This is a genomic window from Polyangium sp. 6x1, from assembly GCF_029946515.1.
Lineage (GTDB): Bacteria > Myxococcota_A > Polyangia > Polyangiales > Polyangiaceae > Polyangium.
The window spans coordinates 1-18,022 of record NZ_JARZHH010000015.1 but is presented as its reverse complement, the minus strand read 5'-3'; the positions used below and the strand labels follow the sequence as shown (position 1 = coordinate 18,022).

At 69.3% G+C, this 18,022-nt stretch carries 13 protein-coding genes and 1 pseudogene; 10 read left to right on the top strand and 4 right to left on the bottom strand.

Annotation, left to right across the window (positions count from 1 at the left end):
* Nucleotide 1 precedes the first annotated feature (1 nt).
* The 7 genes from QHF85_RS16430 (at nucleotide 2) to QHF85_RS16400 (ending at nucleotide 9,673) form a co-directional block, all read left to right on the top strand.
* Nucleotides 2–826: a 3'(2'),5'-bisphosphate nucleotidase CysQ gene (locus QHF85_RS16430; protein ID WP_281328133.1), complete on the top strand. Its 825-nt coding sequence runs from the start codon at nucleotides 2–4 to the stop codon at nucleotides 824–826.
* Nucleotides 827–838: 12 nt separating this feature from the next.
* Nucleotides 839–1,987 carry an FAD-binding oxidoreductase gene (locus tag QHF85_RS16425; protein ID WP_281328132.1) on the top strand — a complete coding sequence of 383 codons (1,149 nt, stop codon included), beginning with the start codon at nucleotides 839–841 and terminating at the stop codon, nucleotides 1,985–1,987.
* An 11-nt stretch (nucleotides 1,988–1,998) separates the two neighbouring features.
* Nucleotides 1,999–2,841 (top strand): SDR family NAD(P)-dependent oxidoreductase, encoded by an 843-nt coding sequence (locus QHF85_RS16420; RefSeq protein ID WP_281328131.1) that lies wholly within the window; start codon nucleotides 1,999–2,001, stop codon nucleotides 2,839–2,841.
* 242 nt (nucleotides 2,842–3,083) lie between these two features.
* Complete coding sequence (locus QHF85_RS16415; RefSeq protein ID WP_281328130.1) at nucleotides 3,084–4,859, top strand: hypothetical protein; 1,776 nt, start codon at nucleotides 3,084–3,086, stop codon at nucleotides 4,857–4,859.
* 155 nt (nucleotides 4,860–5,014) lie between these two features.
* Nucleotides 5,015–6,955 carry a sigma 54-interacting transcriptional regulator gene (locus QHF85_RS16410; RefSeq protein WP_281328129.1) on the top strand — a complete coding sequence of 647 codons (1,941 nt, stop codon included), beginning with the start codon at nucleotides 5,015–5,017 and terminating at the stop codon, nucleotides 6,953–6,955.
* Nucleotides 6,956–7,106: 151 nt separating this feature from the next.
* Complete coding sequence (locus tag QHF85_RS16405) at nucleotides 7,107–7,679, top strand: hypothetical protein (RefSeq protein ID WP_281328128.1); 573 nt, start codon at nucleotides 7,107–7,109, stop codon at nucleotides 7,677–7,679.
* Entirely contained in the window at nucleotides 7,676–9,673 is a 1,998-nt protein-coding gene (locus QHF85_RS16400; protein WP_281328127.1) for a sulfatase, read from the top strand. Before QHF85_RS16405 ends, QHF85_RS16400 begins: the two co-directional genes overlap by 4 nt.
* Nucleotides 9,674–9,686: 13 nt before the next feature.
* On the opposite strand, the gene QHF85_RS16395 is transcribed toward QHF85_RS16400, so the two are convergent.
* Complete coding sequence (locus tag QHF85_RS16395) at nucleotides 9,687–10,403, bottom strand: DUF2382 domain-containing protein (protein ID WP_281328126.1); 717 nt, start codon at nucleotides 10,401–10,403, stop codon at nucleotides 9,687–9,689.
* A gap of 291 nt (nucleotides 10,404–10,694) precedes the next feature.
* On the opposite strand from QHF85_RS16395, the gene QHF85_RS16390 reads away from it, so the two are divergent.
* Both QHF85_RS16390 and QHF85_RS16385 read left to right on the top strand, forming a co-directional pair.
* On the top strand, nucleotides 10,695–12,659 hold the full coding sequence (locus QHF85_RS16390) for a 3-hydroxyacyl-CoA dehydrogenase/enoyl-CoA hydratase family protein (protein ID WP_281328125.1): 1,965 nt from the start codon (nucleotides 10,695–10,697) through the stop codon (nucleotides 12,657–12,659).
* 14 nt (nucleotides 12,660–12,673) lie between these two features.
* Nucleotides 12,674–13,957: a thiolase family protein gene (locus tag QHF85_RS16385; RefSeq protein ID WP_281328124.1), complete on the top strand. Its 1,284-nt coding sequence runs from the start codon at nucleotides 12,674–12,676 to the stop codon at nucleotides 13,955–13,957.
* 418 nt (nucleotides 13,958–14,375) lie between these two features.
* Here the strand turns inward: QHF85_RS16385 and QHF85_RS16380 are convergent, their stop codons facing one another.
* From QHF85_RS16380 to QHF85_RS16370, 3 genes are read right to left on the bottom strand one after another with little or no spacing between them, the layout of a single operon-like run.
* On the bottom strand, nucleotides 14,376–15,203 hold the full coding sequence (locus QHF85_RS16380; protein WP_281328123.1) for a hypothetical protein: 828 nt from the start codon (nucleotides 15,201–15,203) through the stop codon (nucleotides 14,376–14,378).
* A gap of 9 nt (nucleotides 15,204–15,212) precedes the next feature.
* Nucleotides 15,213–16,166, bottom strand: coding sequence for a hypothetical protein (locus QHF85_RS16375; protein ID WP_281328122.1), 954 nt, complete (start codon nucleotides 16,164–16,166; stop codon nucleotides 15,213–15,215).
* Nucleotides 16,167–16,201: 35 nt separating this feature from the next.
* Nucleotides 16,202–17,620, bottom strand: coding sequence for a hypothetical protein (locus tag QHF85_RS16370; protein ID WP_281328121.1), 1,419 nt, complete (start codon nucleotides 17,618–17,620; stop codon nucleotides 16,202–16,204).
* A 170-nt stretch (nucleotides 17,621–17,790) separates the two neighbouring features.
* Between QHF85_RS16370 and QHF85_RS16365 the strand changes: the two are divergent.
* Nucleotides 17,791–18,022 (top strand): annotated as a pseudogene (locus QHF85_RS16365) (hypothetical protein); the annotation flags it as partial.

Here is an 18,022-nt window from a genome sequence, read left to right as displayed (position 1 = left end):
CATGGACAACGAGCTTCTGACCGTCCTTTCCATCGCCCGCGAGGCGGCCGAGATCGTCCGCGCGGTCTACCGGACGCCGTTCGCCGTGGAGATGAAGGGCCCGAACGATCCGGTCACGCGCGCCGATCGCGAGGCGAACACGCTCATCTGCGCGCGCCTCGCCGAAGCGTTCCCCGGCGATCCGATCATCGCCGAGGAGACCCCGCCCGAGAGCGCGGCCGAGGCGCGCCGGATGGTCCAGCAGGGCCGCGTCTTCTTCGTCGATCCGCTCGACGGCACGCGCGAGTTCGCCGACCGAAACCCCGAGTTCGCCGTGATGATCGGCCTCGCCGTGGGCGGCCGCGCGACGCTCGGCGTGGTCGTGATCCCCGAGTCGGGCGAGGCGCTCTGCGGCCGCGTCGGCGCGTCCCCCATCGCCTTCGTCGAGGGACCGGACGGCGCGCGCCGCCCGCTCCGCGTCACCGATCAGCACGATCCTTCGAAGGCGACGATGATGGTCTCGCGCTCGCACCGCCCGCACCTCGTCGAGCCGCTCGCCCGGCGGATCGGCGTCCGCCGCATCGTCCCGTGCGGATCGGTCGGCGTGAAGGTCGCGCGCGTCGCCACGGGAGAAGCCGAGATTTACGTGCACGGCGGCACGGGCGCGAAGCTCTGGGACACGTGCGGCCCCGAGGCGATCCTCATCGCCGCGGGCGGCCGCTTCTCGGACCTCGACGGCGCGCCGATCGACTACGCGTACGGCGGGCTGCGGCTCGAAAACGGCCTCGTCGCGACGAACGTCGCGCTCTACGACACCGTGATCGAAGCCATCTCGGCTTTGAGCTAAGCTCCGCATACCATGCGCGACCGAGCCAGCGTGGTGATCGTGGGGGGCGGGATCATGGGCCTGTCCGTCGCCTGGCACCTCGCGAAAAACCACGGCATCACGGACACGGTCGTCGTCGAGAAGGGCTACCTCTGCGGCGGCGCGAGCGGCCGCAACGGCGGCGGTGTACGTGCCCAGTTCGGCAGCGAAGAGAACATCCGGCTCATGCAGGAGAGCATCCGCATGTGCCGCGACTTCGCGGCCGAGATGAAGATCAACGTCTGGTTCCGCCAGGGCGGCTACCTCTTCCTCGTCCGGAACGAGCGCGCGCAGAAGAACCTCGAAAAGAGCGTGCGCGTGCAGAACGAGTGCGGCCTCGCGACGCGCCTGCTCGAACCGAAAGAGGCCAAGCGCATCGTGCCCGAGCTCGACACCGAGGGCGTCCTGCTCGCGAGCTACAACCCCGACGACGCCGTCGTCTTCCCGTGGCCGTTCGTCTGGGGCTACGCCGAGTGCGCGCAGAAGCTCGGCGTGGAGATCGAGACGTTCACCGAGGTCACGGGCTTCGAGACGCGCGGCTCGCGCATCGAGGGCGTCGTGACGAACAAAGGCGTCATCCGCACGAACCGCGTCGTCAACGCCTGCGGCGCGTGGAGCCCGATCCTCGCGGCGATGCTCGACGTGAAGCTCCCGAACCGCCCGCACCGCCACGAGATCTGCTCGACCGAGCCGCTCAAGCCCTGGCTCAAGCCGCTCGTCGCGGACCTCTCGAACGGCCTGTACTTCTCGCAGTCGATGCGCGGCGAGATCGTCGGAGGCATCTCCAACGAGGACGTCCCCGAGGGCCTCGACATGGGCTCGTCGCACCGGTTCCTCGCGCTCTACGCGCGCGCCCTCACGGCCGCGGTGCCGCTGCTCGGCCGGGTGAAGGTCCTGCGCCAGTGGGCCGGATGTTACGACCTCACGCCCGACGCGAACCCCATCGTGGGCGAGGTCGACGCGATCGAAAACTTCTACCAGGCCTCGGGCTTCATGGGCCACGGCTTCATGATGGCGCCCGTGATGGGCAAGCTGCTCGCGCAGCACATCGCCGAGGGCACGAAGCTGCCGCTCTTCGACCGCTGGAACCTGCGCAGGTTCGCCGAGGGCAAGTTGCTCTCCGAAAGCATGATCATCGGCTAGACTGCCGGGCCGTGGCAGAGCTTGTCCTGATCACGGGGACGTCGAGCGGCATCGGTTTGTCCGCGGCGATCGAGTGTGCGGCGGCGGGGCACAGGGTCGTGGCGACGATGCGCGACCTCGACCGGCGCGAGGCCCTGGAGAAGGCCGCGAGGGCGCGCGGCGTCTCGGTCGACGTCGAGCAGCTCGACGTGACGGCGGCCGGCGCGGGCGACAAGATCCGCGAGCTCGTCCTGAAGTACGGGCCCTTCTTCGCGCTCGTCAACAATGCAGGCATCGCGATCGGCGGGCCGTTCGAGGAGCAATCCGAGGACGACGTGCGCCTGCAGCTCGAGACCAACGTGCTCGGGCTCATGGCGACCACGCGCGCGATCCTCCCCTCGATGCGCGGCGCCCGCCGCGGCCGCGTCATCAACGTGTCGAGCACCTCGGGCCGCGTGGCCATGCCGTGCCTCTCGATCTACGCGGCCACGAAGCACGCCGTGGAGGGCTTCAGCGAAGCGCTGCGCTGGGAGGTCGAGCCCTTCGGCATCGACGTCCTCGTCGTCGCGCCCGGCACCTTCCGCACGCCGATCTTCTTCGAGAACCTGAAGCGCGGCGCGCACGTCGCCCTCGAGGGCCCCTACGCCGCGCTCATCCACAAGATCGAAGACCTCGCCATCAACGGCGCCCGACGCGCGCCGCCGCCCGACGAGGTGGGTCGCACCATCACGCGCCTCGTCGGCGCGCCCTCCCCCCCGTTCCGGACGATCGTCGGGCGGGATGGGTTCGCGATGACGACCCTACGTGGTGTGATGCCTGACCGTTTGTTCGCACTGGGGCTCCGCCGAGCGCTCGCGCTTTCGCGGGTTCGTTGACACGTCGAGCGACCACGAATAGCGTGCGGACCCGAGATCGCAGGCAAGCCGGACCGCTTTCTTCAGTCATCCGGGGGACTTGGCCTTCCGGGGAACGCGGCCCGCTGGTCTTCGGCATCGCGCTGTCATTCGTTTCCGCTCGCTAGTGGCACGTGGTCGTCGTGATGCGGGGGGCATCTGGGACCCATCTACCGCACGCCCGCCGTGCCAAGGCCGCTCCTGAGGGAACGCCGGAGGAAGACATGTTCCGCACTGCACGCCGATTTTACCCCACCCTTCGTTCGCTCCTCTTGGGGGCCGTCGTCGCCTCGGGGGTGACCGTCGCCACGAGCGCCGTCGTTGGCTGTGGGGGGGACGAGAACGACCCCGCGACGCACGTCAAGAAGCTCTCGGATCCGGCCACGCGCGTGCCTGCCGTGAGCCGCCTCGTCCAGTTCTTCGAAGACGCGATGACGAAGGACAACAAGGACAGGAACGGTCCGAACGTCAAGCCGCTGCTCGACAAGATCGTCGAGCCGATGTCGCAGATCTGCGCGACCGGCGATCTCGACGAGAAGACGCAGTCGAAGGTCGTCAAGTTCCTCTCCGACGCGCGTGATCCCCGCGGCGCGCCGTGCCTCATCAAGACGCTCAAGGACTACAAGCCCGACAGCACGGAAGAAGACGTGCGCGCTGCGGCGCGCGGCGTCGGGCCGATGAAGGCGAAGGAAGCGGCGGGCCCGCTCTTCGAGGCGTTCTCGAAGCTGCGCCACTCGAAGCCGAAGGCCTCGCTCATCACGCGCGACGTGCACGACGCGCTGCTCGAGCTCGCCGAGCCCTCGTGGGAAGCCGACTGCATCAAGAAGATCGAGGTCCCGATCGCGGACCGCAAGGACATCAACGTCCTCAAGGACCAGTTCTACTGGCAGATCACCTGCGGCGAGATCCTCGGCCAGCTGAAGAGCGCGAAGGCGGTGCAGCCGCTCATCAAGGTCGTCCTGTCGCCGACGAAGGCGGACGCGCAGGCCACGGCGATCTACGCGCTCATCAAGATCGGCAAGCCCTCGATCGATCCGACGGTGAAGCTCCTCCAGGGCGCCGACGCGGATCTCGTGAAGTACTCGAAGGAGGAGTTCCTCCTCTCGCAGAAGGGCGAGGACGGCAAGGTGCCCGAGGCCGCGACGAAGCAGGCCGACACGGCGTACGTCGCGCCCGCCGCGCTCATCCTCGGCAGCATCGGCCGCGAGGAGGCCGTGCAGCCCATGATCGACGCGATCGGCAAGGCCGACGATACGGGCAAGGTCGTCATCGCCCGCGAGCTGCTCAAGCTGCCGAGCGGAGAGGCGAGCCTCAAGGCGGTGCAGGCCGTCTACGAGAAGACCTCGATCACGATGACGATCCCGCCCGGCGTCGGCGCGCGTGATCAGCTCCTCGAGACGATGGGCTACCTCTTCGACGCGAGCCTCGTGCCCTGGATGGTGAAGAACGCGCTCGACGCGAAGGGCGAGGACGCCGATCTCGAGCCGATGCGCGCCGCGACGCTGCTCACGGCGATGAAGCTCATGAAGGCCGACCAGATCCCCGAGGTCGACAAGCTCTTCAACTCGAAGATCAACGGCCCCGACGGCAAGCCTTCCACGCTCGGCAAGGGCTACGAGAAGGAATACAAGACGGCCACCGACCTCCTGAAGGAGTGCGGGGACAAGCTCGACTGCTACTACGGCAAGCTCGCGGATCCGAACTCGCACGTCGGTGACAAGCAGTTCGTCGGCATGAAGAGCGCGTACATGGTCGGCGTGCTCGGCGGCGACGCCGCGCGTCCGAAGCTCGTCGAGCTCCTGCCGAAGATCACGAACGCGGCCGGGAAGTTCATCTCGGTGCAGGTGATCGATCGCCGCTCGGCGAAGGGCGACGCGACCATCGCGGGCCAGCTCCAGAAGATGGTCGACGAGGCCGAGGCGACGAAGGACAGCAACAAGATCGCCGCGGTCAACCCCTTCAAGACGGTCATCTACCGCTTGAACGCGCGCGGCCAGTAGACTGGAACTCCCACACCCCCCTGCCCCCCTCTCCCTCCGGGAGAGGGGGGTTTTGGTTTTCGAAGGGGGGCTTTGTTTCCGAAGCGTTTTGTTCTTCCGGCGCCCCGGGGTTTTGTTTTCGCAAGGCGGACCCAGGCGTAGTATCCCGCCGGTTTATGCTCGTGCTGGAGGTAACGCAGGGGATCGCTGCGGGTCGAACGTTCGAGGTCGGCGAGGAGGTCGTGCGCATCGGGCGCGCTCCGTCGAACGACGTCGTGCTCGAAGACCAGCACGTCTCCGGGGAACACGCGCGCATCGTCGTCGGCGCCGATCGCGCCGCCCTGCACGATCTGCACTCGACGAACGGCACGACCCTCGTGCGTCGCGACGAGCGCAGGCGCGTGACGCACGAGACCGGGCCCGTCGAGCTCGAGTCCGGCGACGTCGTCGAGCTCGGCTCCGGCGACAACGTGGCCGCGCTGCGCGTCACCCTCGAAGGCGACGGCGACAAAGCCCGCGTCGTGCAGCTCAAGCCCATCGAGGAGATCGTCCCCGCCGCCGCGGCGATCGAGCGCGATCCGGGCCTGCTCTCCAAGCTCTACGCCGCGCAGAAGCGCATCGGCGCGGGCAGCGATCTCGACCAGGTCCTCATCGAGGTCGCCGACGCCTCGCTCTTCCTCGTCCCGAGCGCGACACACGCCACCGTGATCCTGCGCGACGACGAAGACGGCCGTGATCCCGGCGCCGCCGCCTACGTGCCCGTCATGACCCGCGTGCGCCTCGCGAACGGCGCGGGCGGTCCGCCGCGCGGCCCCGTCCCCGTCGCGCGCAGCGTCTACCGCAAGGTCGTCAAGGAGCGCGCCGCCGTGCTCGCCGCCGACGCGCCCACGGACGTCGGCCGCACCGAGTCCATCATGGGCGCCTCCATCCGCAGCACCATCGGCGTCCCGCTCTTCCGCGGCGAGGACATCATCGGCGTCCTCCAGATCGACAACCGCAGCGCGCCCGGCATGCTCCACGCGCACGACGTCGAGCTGCTCGGCGTCCTCGCGTACAACGCCTCGCTCGCCGTCGCCAACGCGCGCCTCATCAAGCGCCTCGTCTCGGCCGAGGAGCGCCTGCAGAAGGAGAACACCTTCCTCAAGGGCCGCGAGGAGAAGCGCCGCGGCGGCAAGGACGTCGTCATCATCGGCCAGAGCGAGCCGATGCAGCGCGTCCTCGCGCAGATCCAGAAGGTCGTGAACACGCGCGTCACCGTCCTGCTCGAAGGCGAGACCGGCACGGGCAAGGAGGTCATGGCGGCGCGCATCCATTACACCTCGAACCGCCGCGACAAACTCTTCGTCGCGCAGAACTGCGCCGCGCTCGCCGAGACGCTCCTCGAAAGCGAGCTCTTCGGCCACAAGAAGGGCTCGTTCACGGGCGCGACCGAGGACAAGAAGGGCCTCTTCGAGATCGCCGACGGCGGCACGCTCTTCCTCGACGAGATCACCGAGACGCCGCTCTCCTTGCAATCGAAGCTCCTGCGCGCGCTGCAGGAGGGCGAGATCCGCCCCGTCGGCGCCACGAGCCCGAAGCACGTCAACGTGCGAATCGTGACCGCGACGAACCGGAACCTCGAAGAGGAGGTCAAGAAGGGCCGCTTCCGCGAGGACCTCTACTATCGCCTGAGCCAGTTCCCGCTGCGCCTCCCGCCGCTCCGCGAGCGCCGCGAGGACATTCCCCTGCTGGCCTCGCATTTCCTCCAGCGCTACGCCGAGGAGCTCGGCAAGCACGTGGGCGGCTTCAGCCAGCAGGCGATGGAGCTCATGGTGGCCTACGACTGGCCCGGCAACGTGCGCGAGCTCCAGAACGAGGTCCAGCGCATCGTGATCCAGCTCGATCCCGGCGCGTTCGCCACGCCCGACCTCCTCTCCCCGCGAATCCGCCAGGTCGAGGGCCTCGTCAACCGCGCCGGCGTCACGCGCGGCACGCTCAAGGACATGATGGACGTCGTGGAGAAATACCTCCTCCTCGAGGCCCTCCGCGAGCACAACAACAACAAGACGAACGCCGCCAAGACCCTCGGCATCACCCGCGAGGGCCTGCACAAGAAGCTCCGCCAATACGGCATCTGATCGCAGTGTATTGCCTGGACAACCCCGCGGAGGGTCGCCCCGATCCGTCCGGGCCCCACGCCTCGCGCCCCCTCGCAGGGGCCTCCGGCGCGCGCCGCGGGCACGCCGGCCTTGAGGGACAAGCGCAACTCGGTTACGCTTGCTCCGGACGATGTACAGCATCGAGAGCCACGTCGGCAGGCTGATCGAGGTCCGGTTCTGGTCGCCAGTCGGTGAGGGCGAAGCCATTGGTTGGCGGCGCGATCACGACGCGATGCTCCAGTCGGTCCTCGGGAGCTACATCGTCTACGTCGATATGAGCGACGCGAACGTCTTCCCGCCCGACATGGTGGAGGCGTACGTCACCACGATGCGGAACGAGCCGCGCCTGCTCCGCGCGGCGCTGGTCCTCGGCGCGAGCCCGACGCTCTCGCTCCAGATGCAGCGAATCCTGCGCGACGCCTTCCACCCGCAGCGCCGCGCGTTCCGCGAGGTGCGCGAGGCCGAGAGCTTCCTCGGCGACGTCGTCACCCTCCCCGAGCGGGCGCGGCTGCGCGAGGTCATCGAGCGGCGCGCCGAGCAGGGCGGCCCGAGCAGCGCACAACCGGTGAGCGTCGCCATTCCGCCGAGCACGAGCACGCCGCCGAGCCTGCGGGGCCCGCTCAGCGCGCGCGCGTCGTCGCCGGGCACGGTGCGTATTCCGGTCACTCCCCGTTCGCCCTCGGGCGGCCACGGCGAGGGGTGACTTCGCCGCACGCTCCCTTGCGGACGCTGCTCGCGGCGCTCTCCGCGGGGGCTCTCGGGGGGCTCGGGGCCACCGTCGCCGACGCGGCCTTGCTCGTCCTACGCTCTCGCACGCCGCTTGCGCCTTTGCGTGAGGTCGCAGGCGCGATCGCCGCCGCGGGCGCCGTCTACCTCGGCGCGGGCCTGCTCGGCGGCGCCGCGTTCGCCCTCGCGACCGTCCTCCAGCGAAGGCTCGCCCCCGCGCCCGAGGCGCCCGATTCCCCCGAGGCGCGCGCCCGACGCGTCGATCGGACGGCCGCGCTCCTCCTCGTCGGCGGTTTGTCCTTCACGATCATAGCCCTGACGAACCACGCGACCACGCTGCCGGCCACGCTCAAGCGGCATGCGTTCGTCGCGGCGGGCGTGCTCCTCGCGTCCGCGGCCTTCGCCCTCGCGTTTGGCCTCGCGCGGCGCGCCGTGGACCTCGCGCTCTCCTTCCTCGCGCCCCGCCGCTGGGCCCTTCCTGGGCTCTTGGCCGCCGCCGAGCTCGCCGCGATCCTCGCCTTTTTGCGTTCGCCGCATTCGCAGCAGACGTACGTCGCGCTCATCGCCGCCTCGTTCGCGCTCCCCTGCGTTTTCAGCCTCTCGCTCCTCCGCCGCATTCCCCGCCCCGCGCAGGCCGCCCTCTCCCTCGGCGCGCTCGCCTGGGGCGCTGCGATATCCGTCACGGGCACCTCGGCGCGCGCCTACCACCTGCTCCGCATGGGCCGGACCTTGCCCTCGGCCCTCCTGCGGGAGCTCCCGAGCCTGCGCCCCGAGCCGTTCACCGACGACCTCGCGCAAACGGTCACGCGCGTCATGACCCCGCCGCCCACGCCCGCGGCGCCCCGGGCGACGAACACGCCCGCGCCCGATCCCCTCGCGCCGCGGGGTGACATCGTCCTCATTACAATCGATACCCTCCGCGCCGATCGCCTGTATGGGCCGGCCGGGGTCATCGATACGCACATGCCCGCGCTCGCCGCGCTCGCCGCCGAAAGCGTCGTCTATCGCCACGCCTACGCGTCCGCCCCGGCCACGATTGGCGCCGTCACGCAGATCATGACGGGCAAACCCGAGCGCGCCCTCGTCCACCTCGCGGTCCGCAGCAGCGTCGCCGCGCCGCTCGCCCCCGATACGAACACCCTTGCCCGTCGCCTCGGCGGCCTCGGCTACGAGACCCTGGCCCTCGTCGGCGGCCGGCTCGTTTCGTATTACCCCTCCGTCGCCCTCGGGTTTTCCCAGGTCATCGAGGACAAGGGCCCCGCCCGCGCGCCCCTCGCCGCGCAGGACCTCGTGGACACCTTCCTTCGCCTCACCACACGCCCCGATCGCCGCGCGCCCCTCTTCACCTGGCTGCATTTCATGGAGCCGCACGATCACGCGCTGCTCGCGAAGCCGATCCCCGCCGGATACGACGAGACCGTCCGCCTCGTCGATACCGAGATCGGCCGCCTCGTCGCCTCTCTGCGCGCCTCGCCGCGGTGGAATTCGACCACGCTCCTCGTCCTCGCGGATCACGGCGAAGGGCTCGGCGAGCGCGGCCTCGTCCACCACGGCCTCGCGCATCCCCTCCACATCGCCATTCCTTTCGTCGCGCGTCTCCCCGGGGCCTCACCGCGGGTCGAGGCGTCCGCCGTTGGTCACCTCGACGTGGCGCCCACGATCCTCGCCGCCGCGGGCGACTTCCACTCCGATCTCCCGGGGCGTGCATTGCAGACGTCTCCTGCGCCCGCCGAGGGCCCCTCTCGCCCGATCCTCTTCGAGAACGTGGGATATGCCGAGACGGCGATCCCCATGGAAATGGGCATCGTCGCGTACCCGTGGTTTTATTCGTTCGACGTCCGCGCGCGGCGGAGCGTGCTCGTCGATCTCGAGGCCGATCCCGCGGGCCTCTTCAATCTCGCGGACGAGCGCGCTCCGCAGGCCGAGGACCTCGCCCGCAGCCTCGCGGGATGGCTCGAGCGGCGCAGATGACGCCGCCTTGCCTTCAACTCCCCGTCTTGCGCAGCGGCGTCTCGGTCGCCTCCAGATCCCCCTCCGATACGACCTCGGCCACCTCGCGCCGGATCGTCGTGCTCACCGGCGCCGCCGTCTCCTCGATCGCCCGCTTGACGACGATTTCCTCCGTCACGACGGGCCGCTTCTGGATATCGACCACCTCCTCGCGGATCGGCACGACGATCGATTCTTCCTGAAATAACTTCCCCTGGCCGACCTCGCGGTGGCCGCTGCGCGCGGCGACGGGAATGCGCTCGACCGTCACCACCTCGCGCGTCACGGGCACCGTGATCTGCCGCTCCTCCGTCACCACGTCCTTGTGAATGCGCACCTCGCCCACCTGCTCGGTGTGCGTGGTCGCCTCGACCTGCTCCTCGTGCAGGGACAAACGGGCGGCCTCCTGCGCCTGCCGCTCGGCTTCTTCCAGCCGGAGCGCAGCGTGCAGCGGCTCCTGATGCGTGCGCCCGATCGACTCGAAGACGTTGCCCTCGATGCCGAGCTCCTCCCGGCGCTTCGCGAGCACGATCGTCCCATCCCGGACATCCTCGATGAAGCTCGAGGAAATCGTGTAATCTTTCGGAAAGAAGAACCCCTTCTCCACGACGAAATTGTCCACCTGGACCGACACCACCTTGCCGAGCTTGTGCCCGTCCACGGTGCGGACCTCCATGCCCTCCCGAACCTGATCGACGAACGGGTTCGCCATGATGCGCGCCTCCTCCGCAAAGGGTTGCGACCGCTCGATCGCGCGCGAAGACCACGGTCCGCGCGACCGTTCCGGGTGGAAATTGCAATGCGCATGCCGGTTTCGTCGCGGAGGCGGCCTCGCCCACGTCGGCGAGGCGAGCGCTCGCCTTGTTCCATCGAAGGCTCGATGGATGCGCTCGGGTCTGGACGGGCGCCCCTTGGCGCCGGGGCCCTCCGGTGATAAGGGCCCGCCCTGCTTCGGAGGCACCCGGCCGCGGGCCGCCCCGACGCGCCGGAGGTGGTCTCAGACATGATCGTTGGCGTGATCGGCTCGGGATCGATCGGCCCGGATCTGGCGTACGGCTTCGTATCCGCCATCGCCAGAGAAGGTGGCCGCGTTTATTTGCACGACATCAAGCAAGAGGCGCTCGACGCGGGCATGGCTCGCATCGCGACCTACGTGTCGAAGGCCCTCGCGCGCGGCAAGCTCTCCGAGAGCGCCGCACGCGCCGTGAAAGAGGCCCTCGTCCCCACCCTCTCCCTCTCGGACCTCGCCGCGTGTGATTACGTGCTCGAAGCCGCGACCGAGGATCTGCCCATCAAGCGCAAGATCATCGCCGCGCTCGAAGCCACGGTCCGGCCCGACTGCCTGATCGGCTTCGCCACGAGCGGCATCCCGCGCGCCGAGATCGCGAAGGACACGAAGCACCCCGAGCGCTGCTTCGTGAACCACCCCTTCTATCCCGCGTGGCGCGCCCTCCCCGTCGAGGTCGTCCTCTCGGGCGACGACGCGCTCGGCGAGCGCATGATCCGCACGCTGGAGAAGCTCGGCAAGGTCCCCATCATCACGGCCGACGTCGCGTGTTTCGCGGCCGACGACATTTTCTGCAATTACGTCTCCGAGGCCGCGCGCATCGTGGCCGAGGGCGTGGCCACGGCGGCGCAGGTCGACGCGATTGTGAACGACGCGATCGGCGGCGGCGGCCCGCTGAACGTGATGGATTTGACCCGCGGCAACCTGCTCACGGTCCATTGCCAGGAGCTCATGCGCGACGCCCCCACGGGCAGCACGTGGTTCGAGCCGCCGGCCATTCTGCGCGAGGTGGGCAACCGCCCCTGGCACGACCCGAAGAACCGCGGCGACGGCCGGTACGACGAGGCGCTCGGCAAGAAGGTGCTCGATCGCATCCTCGCCGTGCTCTTCGCGCGCACCTATTTCGTGGCGGACGGGAACATCTGCGCGCCCTCGGACCTCGACTGGCTCACGCGCATGTCGCTCGGCTTCCGCAAGGGCCTGCTCTCGCTCGCCGAGGAGTACGGGATCGATCGCGTGCACGCCGTTTGCCTGGCGTACGCAGCCGAGCACCCGGGATTCCACGTCCCGAAGAGCATTGCCGCGAAGAACCTGCCGCGCTTCCGCAAAAACGTCGTGGTCACGCGGGACGGAGACCTCGCGCTCGTCACGGTGCGCAGGCCCGAGGTGCGCAATGCGCTGAACCGCGAGACGCTCTCCGAGATCGAATCGTCGATGAAGGAGCTCTCCGCCGACGACACGGTGAAGGGCGTGATCCTCACGAGCCAGGACGGCGCGCTCGCGGGCGCGGACATCGGCGAGCTCGCCTCGCTGAAGACGCCGGCCGATTGCGAGGGCATCTGCCATTTCGGTCACGCGGTGCTCGACACGATCGCGTCGATGAAGAAGCCCGTCGTGGCGGCCTTGAATGGCCCCGTCCTCGGCGGCGGCGCCGAGATCTCGATGGCGTGCCACGGCCGCGTCGTCGGCCCGGATCTCGTGCTCGGCCAGCCCGAGGTGAACCTCGGCATCATCCCCGGTTATGGCGGCACGCAACGATTGCCGCGGCTCATCGGCTTCGAGCGCGCGTGGGACCTCCTGCGCACCGGTCGCTCGGTCGGCGCCAAGGAGGCGCACGCCTGGGGCTGGGCCACGGTCGCGCCGATGAAGGATTTCCTCGGCGAGGCGAAGGCCCTCGTGAAGAAGCACCTCGCCGGCGAAGTGAAGCTCGCGCCCGTCGATTCGGCCCCGATCGCGGTCCCGGACAAACTCCCCGCCACGGACCTCGGCCATCACTCGCGAGCCATCGACGCGATCCTGGTCTCCGTCGTCCGCCGCGGCAATGCCTTGCCGCTCGCCGAGGGCCTCGCGCTCGAGGCGAAGGGCTTCGGGCAATGCAAGGAGACGGTCGACCTCGACATCGGCATGAAGAACTTCATCCAGAACGGCCCGCGCGTACCGGCGGCGTTCCTCCACGAATGAGATCGGAGCGTTCGATGAGCAAGGAGACCAGCATCGTCATCCTCGACGGCGGGCGTCGCACCCCGCGCGCCGACATCCTCGTGGACAACAAGGCCCCGGGCCTCTTCTCGCATTTCTCCACGACCCAGCTCGGCGGCATGGCCATCAAGGCGACGCTCGGGCACACGAAGCTCGACCCCAGCCTCGTGGGCCACGTCGTGATGGGCATGGCCCAGCACAGCCACCGGGACTCGATTTACGGCGCGCAGGGCATGCGATGGCGCGGCGGCCTCGGCAAGGACGTCCCCGCCCTCACCGTGGCGCGCATCTGCGGCAGCGGCGCCGAGGCGATCTGCGTCGGCGCGGAGATCCTCCTCGCGGGCCTGCGCAATGACGAAGAGCGCCCCTTCACCGTGGTCGGCGGCGCCGAGAGCATGCAATACCCCTTCAGCCTCTACGATTACCGCGGCAAGAAGGTCGGCGCAGCGACCCAGAAATACGGCCCCATCGAGGCAAAGGCCCTGCCCGCGGGCACGCACCTGCAGGACATGCTCCTCATGAGCCTCTACGACCCGAGCGCGAAGATGGCCATGGCAAACACGGCCGAGGAGCTCGGCCGTCGTTACGGCGTCAAGCGCGAGGAGGCCGACGCCTTCGCCTATCGTTCGCACAAGAACGCAAAAGCAGCGCGCGACGCGGGCCATTTCGACGAGGAGATCGAGCCGGTCTCCTTGCCCGCAGACGACGGCGGCGCCCCGACGGTCCTCAAATACGACACGCACATCCTCGAAGACCCGAGCCCCGCGAAGATGGCGCGCCTGCCGGCTGCATTCGAGCCGGGCGGCATCATCACGGCCGGCAACGCGAGCGCAGTCGTCGACGGCGCAGCCGCCATGATCATCAGCAAGGAGTCGGACGCCGAGCGTCACGACGCACGCCCACTCGCGCGCATCGCAGGGATGGGCGTGGCCGCATGCGACCCGCAAATCATGGGCTGGGGCCCCGTCCCCGCCGTGAAGAAGGCGCTCGCAAAGGCCGGCATCACGGGCAAGGACGTCGACATCGTCGAAATCAACGAGGCCTTCGCCCCCCAAGCGCTCGCCTGCGTCCGCGATTTCGAAAAAATGGACATCGACCCGGAGCGCGTGAACCCGATGGGCAACGCCATCGCACTCGGCCACCCGCTCGGCGCGACAGGCGCAATCCTCACGCTCACGTGCGCCTACGCGCTGCGCCGGACGAAGAAGCGCTACGGCATCGTCACGATGTGCATCGGCGGCGGGCAGGGCATCGCGCTCGTGCTCGAGTCGATGGGCTGAGTCTCATCAGGAGCCGCCGCGCCGGGGCGCTGCCCCGGGCCCCGCGGGGGCTCTTCGCCCCTCGACCCGAACCAGGGCCAGCCCTGGACCTCTGGGCATCGACTGCGCGAAGCGCAGTCGATGCGGGGAAAAGTTTTAAAGCTGTCCGCCCCCCTCTTTGCAGGGCCAGCCCTGGACCCTTTGGGGAAGAACTGCGCTCCGCGCAGTTCTTCCCACAGGCCGGTGGAACCGCGCTGCCGGCTGCACCAGCCGCGCTACCGTCTCGGTTGGCAGGGTCGCCCGCTGGTCTTGACCCGGCTGTTCGATGAACTGCGCATTGCGCAGTTCATCGACCCTCAGTCCAGCGCGGGCGCTGGTCCGGGTGCAGGGGCGGACAGCCCCTGCTGGGGTCTGGGGCAAAGCCCCAGCGAAACGGCGCTCAAAACTCGTCCTTCCCGCCCGTCAGCATTGCCTCCAGGCGATCCGCCTGCTCGGCGATGGCCATCGCGATCGCCACGAAGCGCGCACGATCCAGCACGCGCAGCGGATACCGCGCGACGATCGTGTAATGCTCGGCGCGCTCGCACAGCGCGCCCACGTCGAGCGAGCGGCTCCGGCGCAGCGCCTCCTCGGGCGTCAGACGATTCTTGGGACAAACCGGGCTCTCCAGCGTCACCCACGTCCCCTCGCCCCCGTTTTCCTCCTCGAAGCGCGGCGTGTGTGCGTGCGCGAGCAGGCCTTGCGTTCGTCCCACTGGCTTTTGCCAGGCGATCGTCACGCCAAACGCTGTCTCGCCGCGCCCGTCCAGCGAGAACAGGTGACGCGCGCGCCGCGCGAGATCGTCGAAGGACGCGGGCTTGCTCCACGGATCTGCGTCGGATTCGGCGTCTTCCTCTTCCTCGGCGTCCTCGCCCGCGGCCACCGCGGCGAGATCGCGCACGCTCGTCAGCATCGTCTCGGCGATCGCGAAGATTGCGGGCAACACCACGCTCGAATCTCGTGGGTCGATGACGAGCGACACCATCTGGCCGTCGAATCGCACGGAGAGTGTCCCGGTGCGCGGCGCCTCGCCGGCGGATTCGGGCAGGAGCGACGGGCCGAGCTCGATGTCGACGTCGAGCCCCTGCGGGGCTTCTTGCTCCATGTCGACGACGGCCCGCGCGATGCGCGCGTCCGGGAATGTGGCCATGGCCTCTTCCAGGCTCGCGAGTGCGTGGGCCGGGGAGAACCGAGCGTAGGGCAGCGTGAAGCAAAACGGACGGGGCATGGTTTTCTCTCAGGAACGGGCGAGCTTGCCTTCTTCGATGGCCAGACCGAGGATGTCCGCCTGCTCGGCGAGCGCGAGCGTGATCTCCAGGAAGAGCGACGCGTCGAGCGCGCGCACGGGATAACTGGTCGTGAGGAGATACGTCTCGCCGTCGAGCGACATCTGGAAATCGGCGGCCGTATTGATGCCGACCGCCTCGGCCGGCGCGAGCGCGGAGAGCGGGCAAACCTCGCATTCGAGCGCCACCCACGACGCGCCCGTGCCCTCGCCCGCTGCGAACGCGGGTTCGAATGCACGCACGCGCACGCCCTTCTTTCGCGGCGGCTCCTCCCAGGAGACCGTCAACGAAAAGGACGTCTCGTTCCCCTCCACGGCCCCGAACGTACGCGCGGCGACGACGCGCAGCGATTCGAAGGCCTCTCCGACCTCGTCCTCGCTTTCGTCTTCGTCCGCCTCGTCCTCGGCTTCTTCGTCCTCTTCCTCGTCGAGCTCGTCCTCGTCTTCCTCCTCGTCGAGCTCCTCTTCCTCGTCTTCGTCGAATTCCTCGTCCTCGTCGTCCTCCTCGTCCTCCTCGTCCTCGCTTTCGTCCTCCTCGATCACCTCGAGGCGGCGCAGGACGTCCTCGACGATCTTGACGAGCACTGGCATCACGTAGGCGTTTCGCTCGAGGTCCACGGCGAGCGTCGTCTCTTCGCCTTCCGCGGAGAGCGTGATCTCGGCGCTGGGTGCGTCCTCGCCTTCTGGCAATTCGGGATCTTCGGGTGCGCGGTGGCGCTCGACGAGCGGGCGCGAGAGCGCGATCTCGATGCCGCAGAGGGGTTCGTCGGGATCGTCGGCGGCGTCGAGCTCGACGAACGTGACACGGGCGCCGGGGAACGCGGCGAGCGACTGCTCCAGTGTCAGGAGGAATCGCGGCAGCTCCAGGCCTTCGAAGGGCAGGGTGAAGGTCGACCAGTTCGACATGAGCGGCGCGGAGGATACACCTTCGCAGCCCGACGTCACGCGCGAACGGCCTGCGCCGCGCGGCGAAGCGCGCCCGCGATGGTGAGGCACGCATCCGAATCCCGAACGAGGTGGAGGAGCAAACCGACCTGGCCCCCGGGTCGCAATGTTATGTTCCCCTCGGGCACGTGCCACGCGCGCAAAAGCTCGCGCCCGAGCGTGGCCGGGAGAAACGGGTCCGAGAGCCCGAGCACGGCGTGAATGCGCTCCGGCGGAATGCCGGGCTCGCTCGGGGGATCGAAGACATCTCGCAGGCAGGAGAGGGCCTCGCGGGTCCAGCCGGCCTCCAGGATCGCCCGGGACAGACCCATTCGTTCGGCGAGGGGCGCGTCGAGGATCGCCTCGTCGAGCCGGAGGGCCGCGCCGGCGAGGAAGACGGCGTCCGGGCGCATCCCGCGGGGAAAGCTCCGCGCGCGGCCACAAACGGCCTGAGCCACGAGCGCCCCGACGCTCGTGCCGCCGATGCCGACCACGGACGAGCCGAGCTCGCGCGCCCACGCAATGAGCACCGCCATTTCCTGGGCACCGGCCGCACACAAACGAAAGAGCCCCTCGGGCCCCGCCGAGAGGATCGCCTCGCCGCTCGCTTTTCCTGCCGGCGCGCGCCTTCCATGCCAGGGAGGCGCGAGCAGGATCACGCGATGCCCCCGCGCGGCGAGGCCTCGCCCCATGGCCTCCTCCTCCGGCCAGTACACGGCCTCGTCGCATGCCGTGAAGAGCCCGCCTGCGTAAATGAACGTCGCGGTGATCTCCTCGCGCCGCTCCGGCTCGAAGACGCGGGCGTGGACGACGTCGCCGATGCACGAGGGCGAACGAAATCGAATCATGTATTCGGCGCCGGCAGGACCCGGGAGCGAGCGGGAGCGCTCGATCGAGGGCAGCTCCGCGGGCAAACCATACAAGAGCTCCGGGCGCGCGATCTCCCGCGCCCACCGCGCCGCGACTTCGCCCGGCGACGGGACGTGGAAGGCGATCGGATCAAAAGGGACCTTGGCCGCGAAAAACCCGAGCGTCCGCCGGGGTTCGAGGCACCGCCGCGCGCGCGCGCGCCGCTCGGTTTCCAGCCGGATGAGCTCCTCGCGCCCGGGCGCCGGCCATGGTTCGCCCCAGACGGCGCGCTCCCAGCGGCGCGTGATGTCGTCCCGCGCCGCGCGCGCCCGCGCGAATTGCGAAAGCCCTCGGGCGAGGCGACGCCGCATCGGCGCCGAGACCTCGCTTTTCACACCGAGCCGCGCGATCAATTCGTCCGCGTCGCACGAGCCGAGGGCCGAGGCCATGGCGCCGAGGCGCAGCAGGCGCAGCTCGAATGGCAAACGTTCCAGCTTGAATCGTTCGTACGCGGGCGTATCGAGCAGGGCCCCGAGCGGGGAGCTGATCAGCCGGTGCACGGTCGAGGTCGGGAGCCGCGCTCGCATGGGACAGATCTCCCCGCCATGCACGCGGCTTGCCGCCGCGTGGTGCCCCCCGGGCGCGCTCCCGTTGCCGGAAAAATGCGCCGGAGGCAAACCGACATCGCCCATGAGGCACGGGAATCGCGCCATTTCTCTGTGGAGGCGCGCGCCGTATCCAACGTAGGATCGGCGTCATGCAAGGTCGCTTGGCTTTCGTGACGACTTCCCTCGCGCTCTGCTCCATTCTCGCGCTCGGCGCCTGCACGGGCGTCATCGGCGGGGCCGATGGGGGCGAAAGCCCGCACGAAGGCGACGGGGGCTCGGCGGGCGCGGGAAACGGCTCCGCGAGCAGCGGCGCGAGCGTGGGCGGCGCGGGCGGCGGCGGAGCAGGTGCGGGCGGCGCGGGCAGCGGCGGCGCGGGCGGCA

Coding starts and splice junctions, on each gene's coding strand:
- QHF85_RS16430 (WP_281328133.1), top strand. CDS start 2: ATGGACAACGAGCTTCTGACCGTCCTTTCCATCGCCCGCGAGGCGGCC.
- QHF85_RS16425 (WP_281328132.1), top strand. CDS start 839: ATGCGCGACCGAGCCAGCGTGGTGATCGTGGGGGGCGGGATCATGGGC.
- QHF85_RS16410 (WP_281328129.1), top strand. CDS start 5,015: ATGCTCGTGCTGGAGGTAACGCAGGGGATCGCTGCGGGTCGAACGTTC.
- QHF85_RS16395 (WP_281328126.1), bottom strand. CDS start 10,403: ATGGCGAACCCGTTCGTCGATCAGGTTCGGGAGGGCATGGAGGTCCGC.
- QHF85_RS16405 (WP_281328128.1), top strand. CDS start 7,107: ATGTACAGCATCGAGAGCCACGTCGGCAGGCTGATCGAGGTCCGGTTC.
- QHF85_RS16415 (WP_281328130.1), top strand. CDS start 3,084: ATGTTCCGCACTGCACGCCGATTTTACCCCACCCTTCGTTCGCTCCTC.
- QHF85_RS16375 (WP_281328122.1), bottom strand. CDS start 16,166: ATGTCGAACTGGTCGACCTTCACCCTGCCCTTCGAAGGCCTGGAGCTG.
- QHF85_RS16380 (WP_281328123.1), bottom strand. CDS start 15,203: ATGCCCCGTCCGTTTTGCTTCACGCTGCCCTACGCTCGGTTCTCCCCG.
- QHF85_RS16385 (WP_281328124.1), top strand. CDS start 12,674: ATGAGCAAGGAGACCAGCATCGTCATCCTCGACGGCGGGCGTCGCACC.
- QHF85_RS16370 (WP_281328121.1), bottom strand. CDS start 17,620: ATGCGAGCGCGGCTCCCGACCTCGACCGTGCACCGGCTGATCAGCTCC.
- QHF85_RS16390 (WP_281328125.1), top strand. CDS start 10,695: ATGATCGTTGGCGTGATCGGCTCGGGATCGATCGGCCCGGATCTGGCG.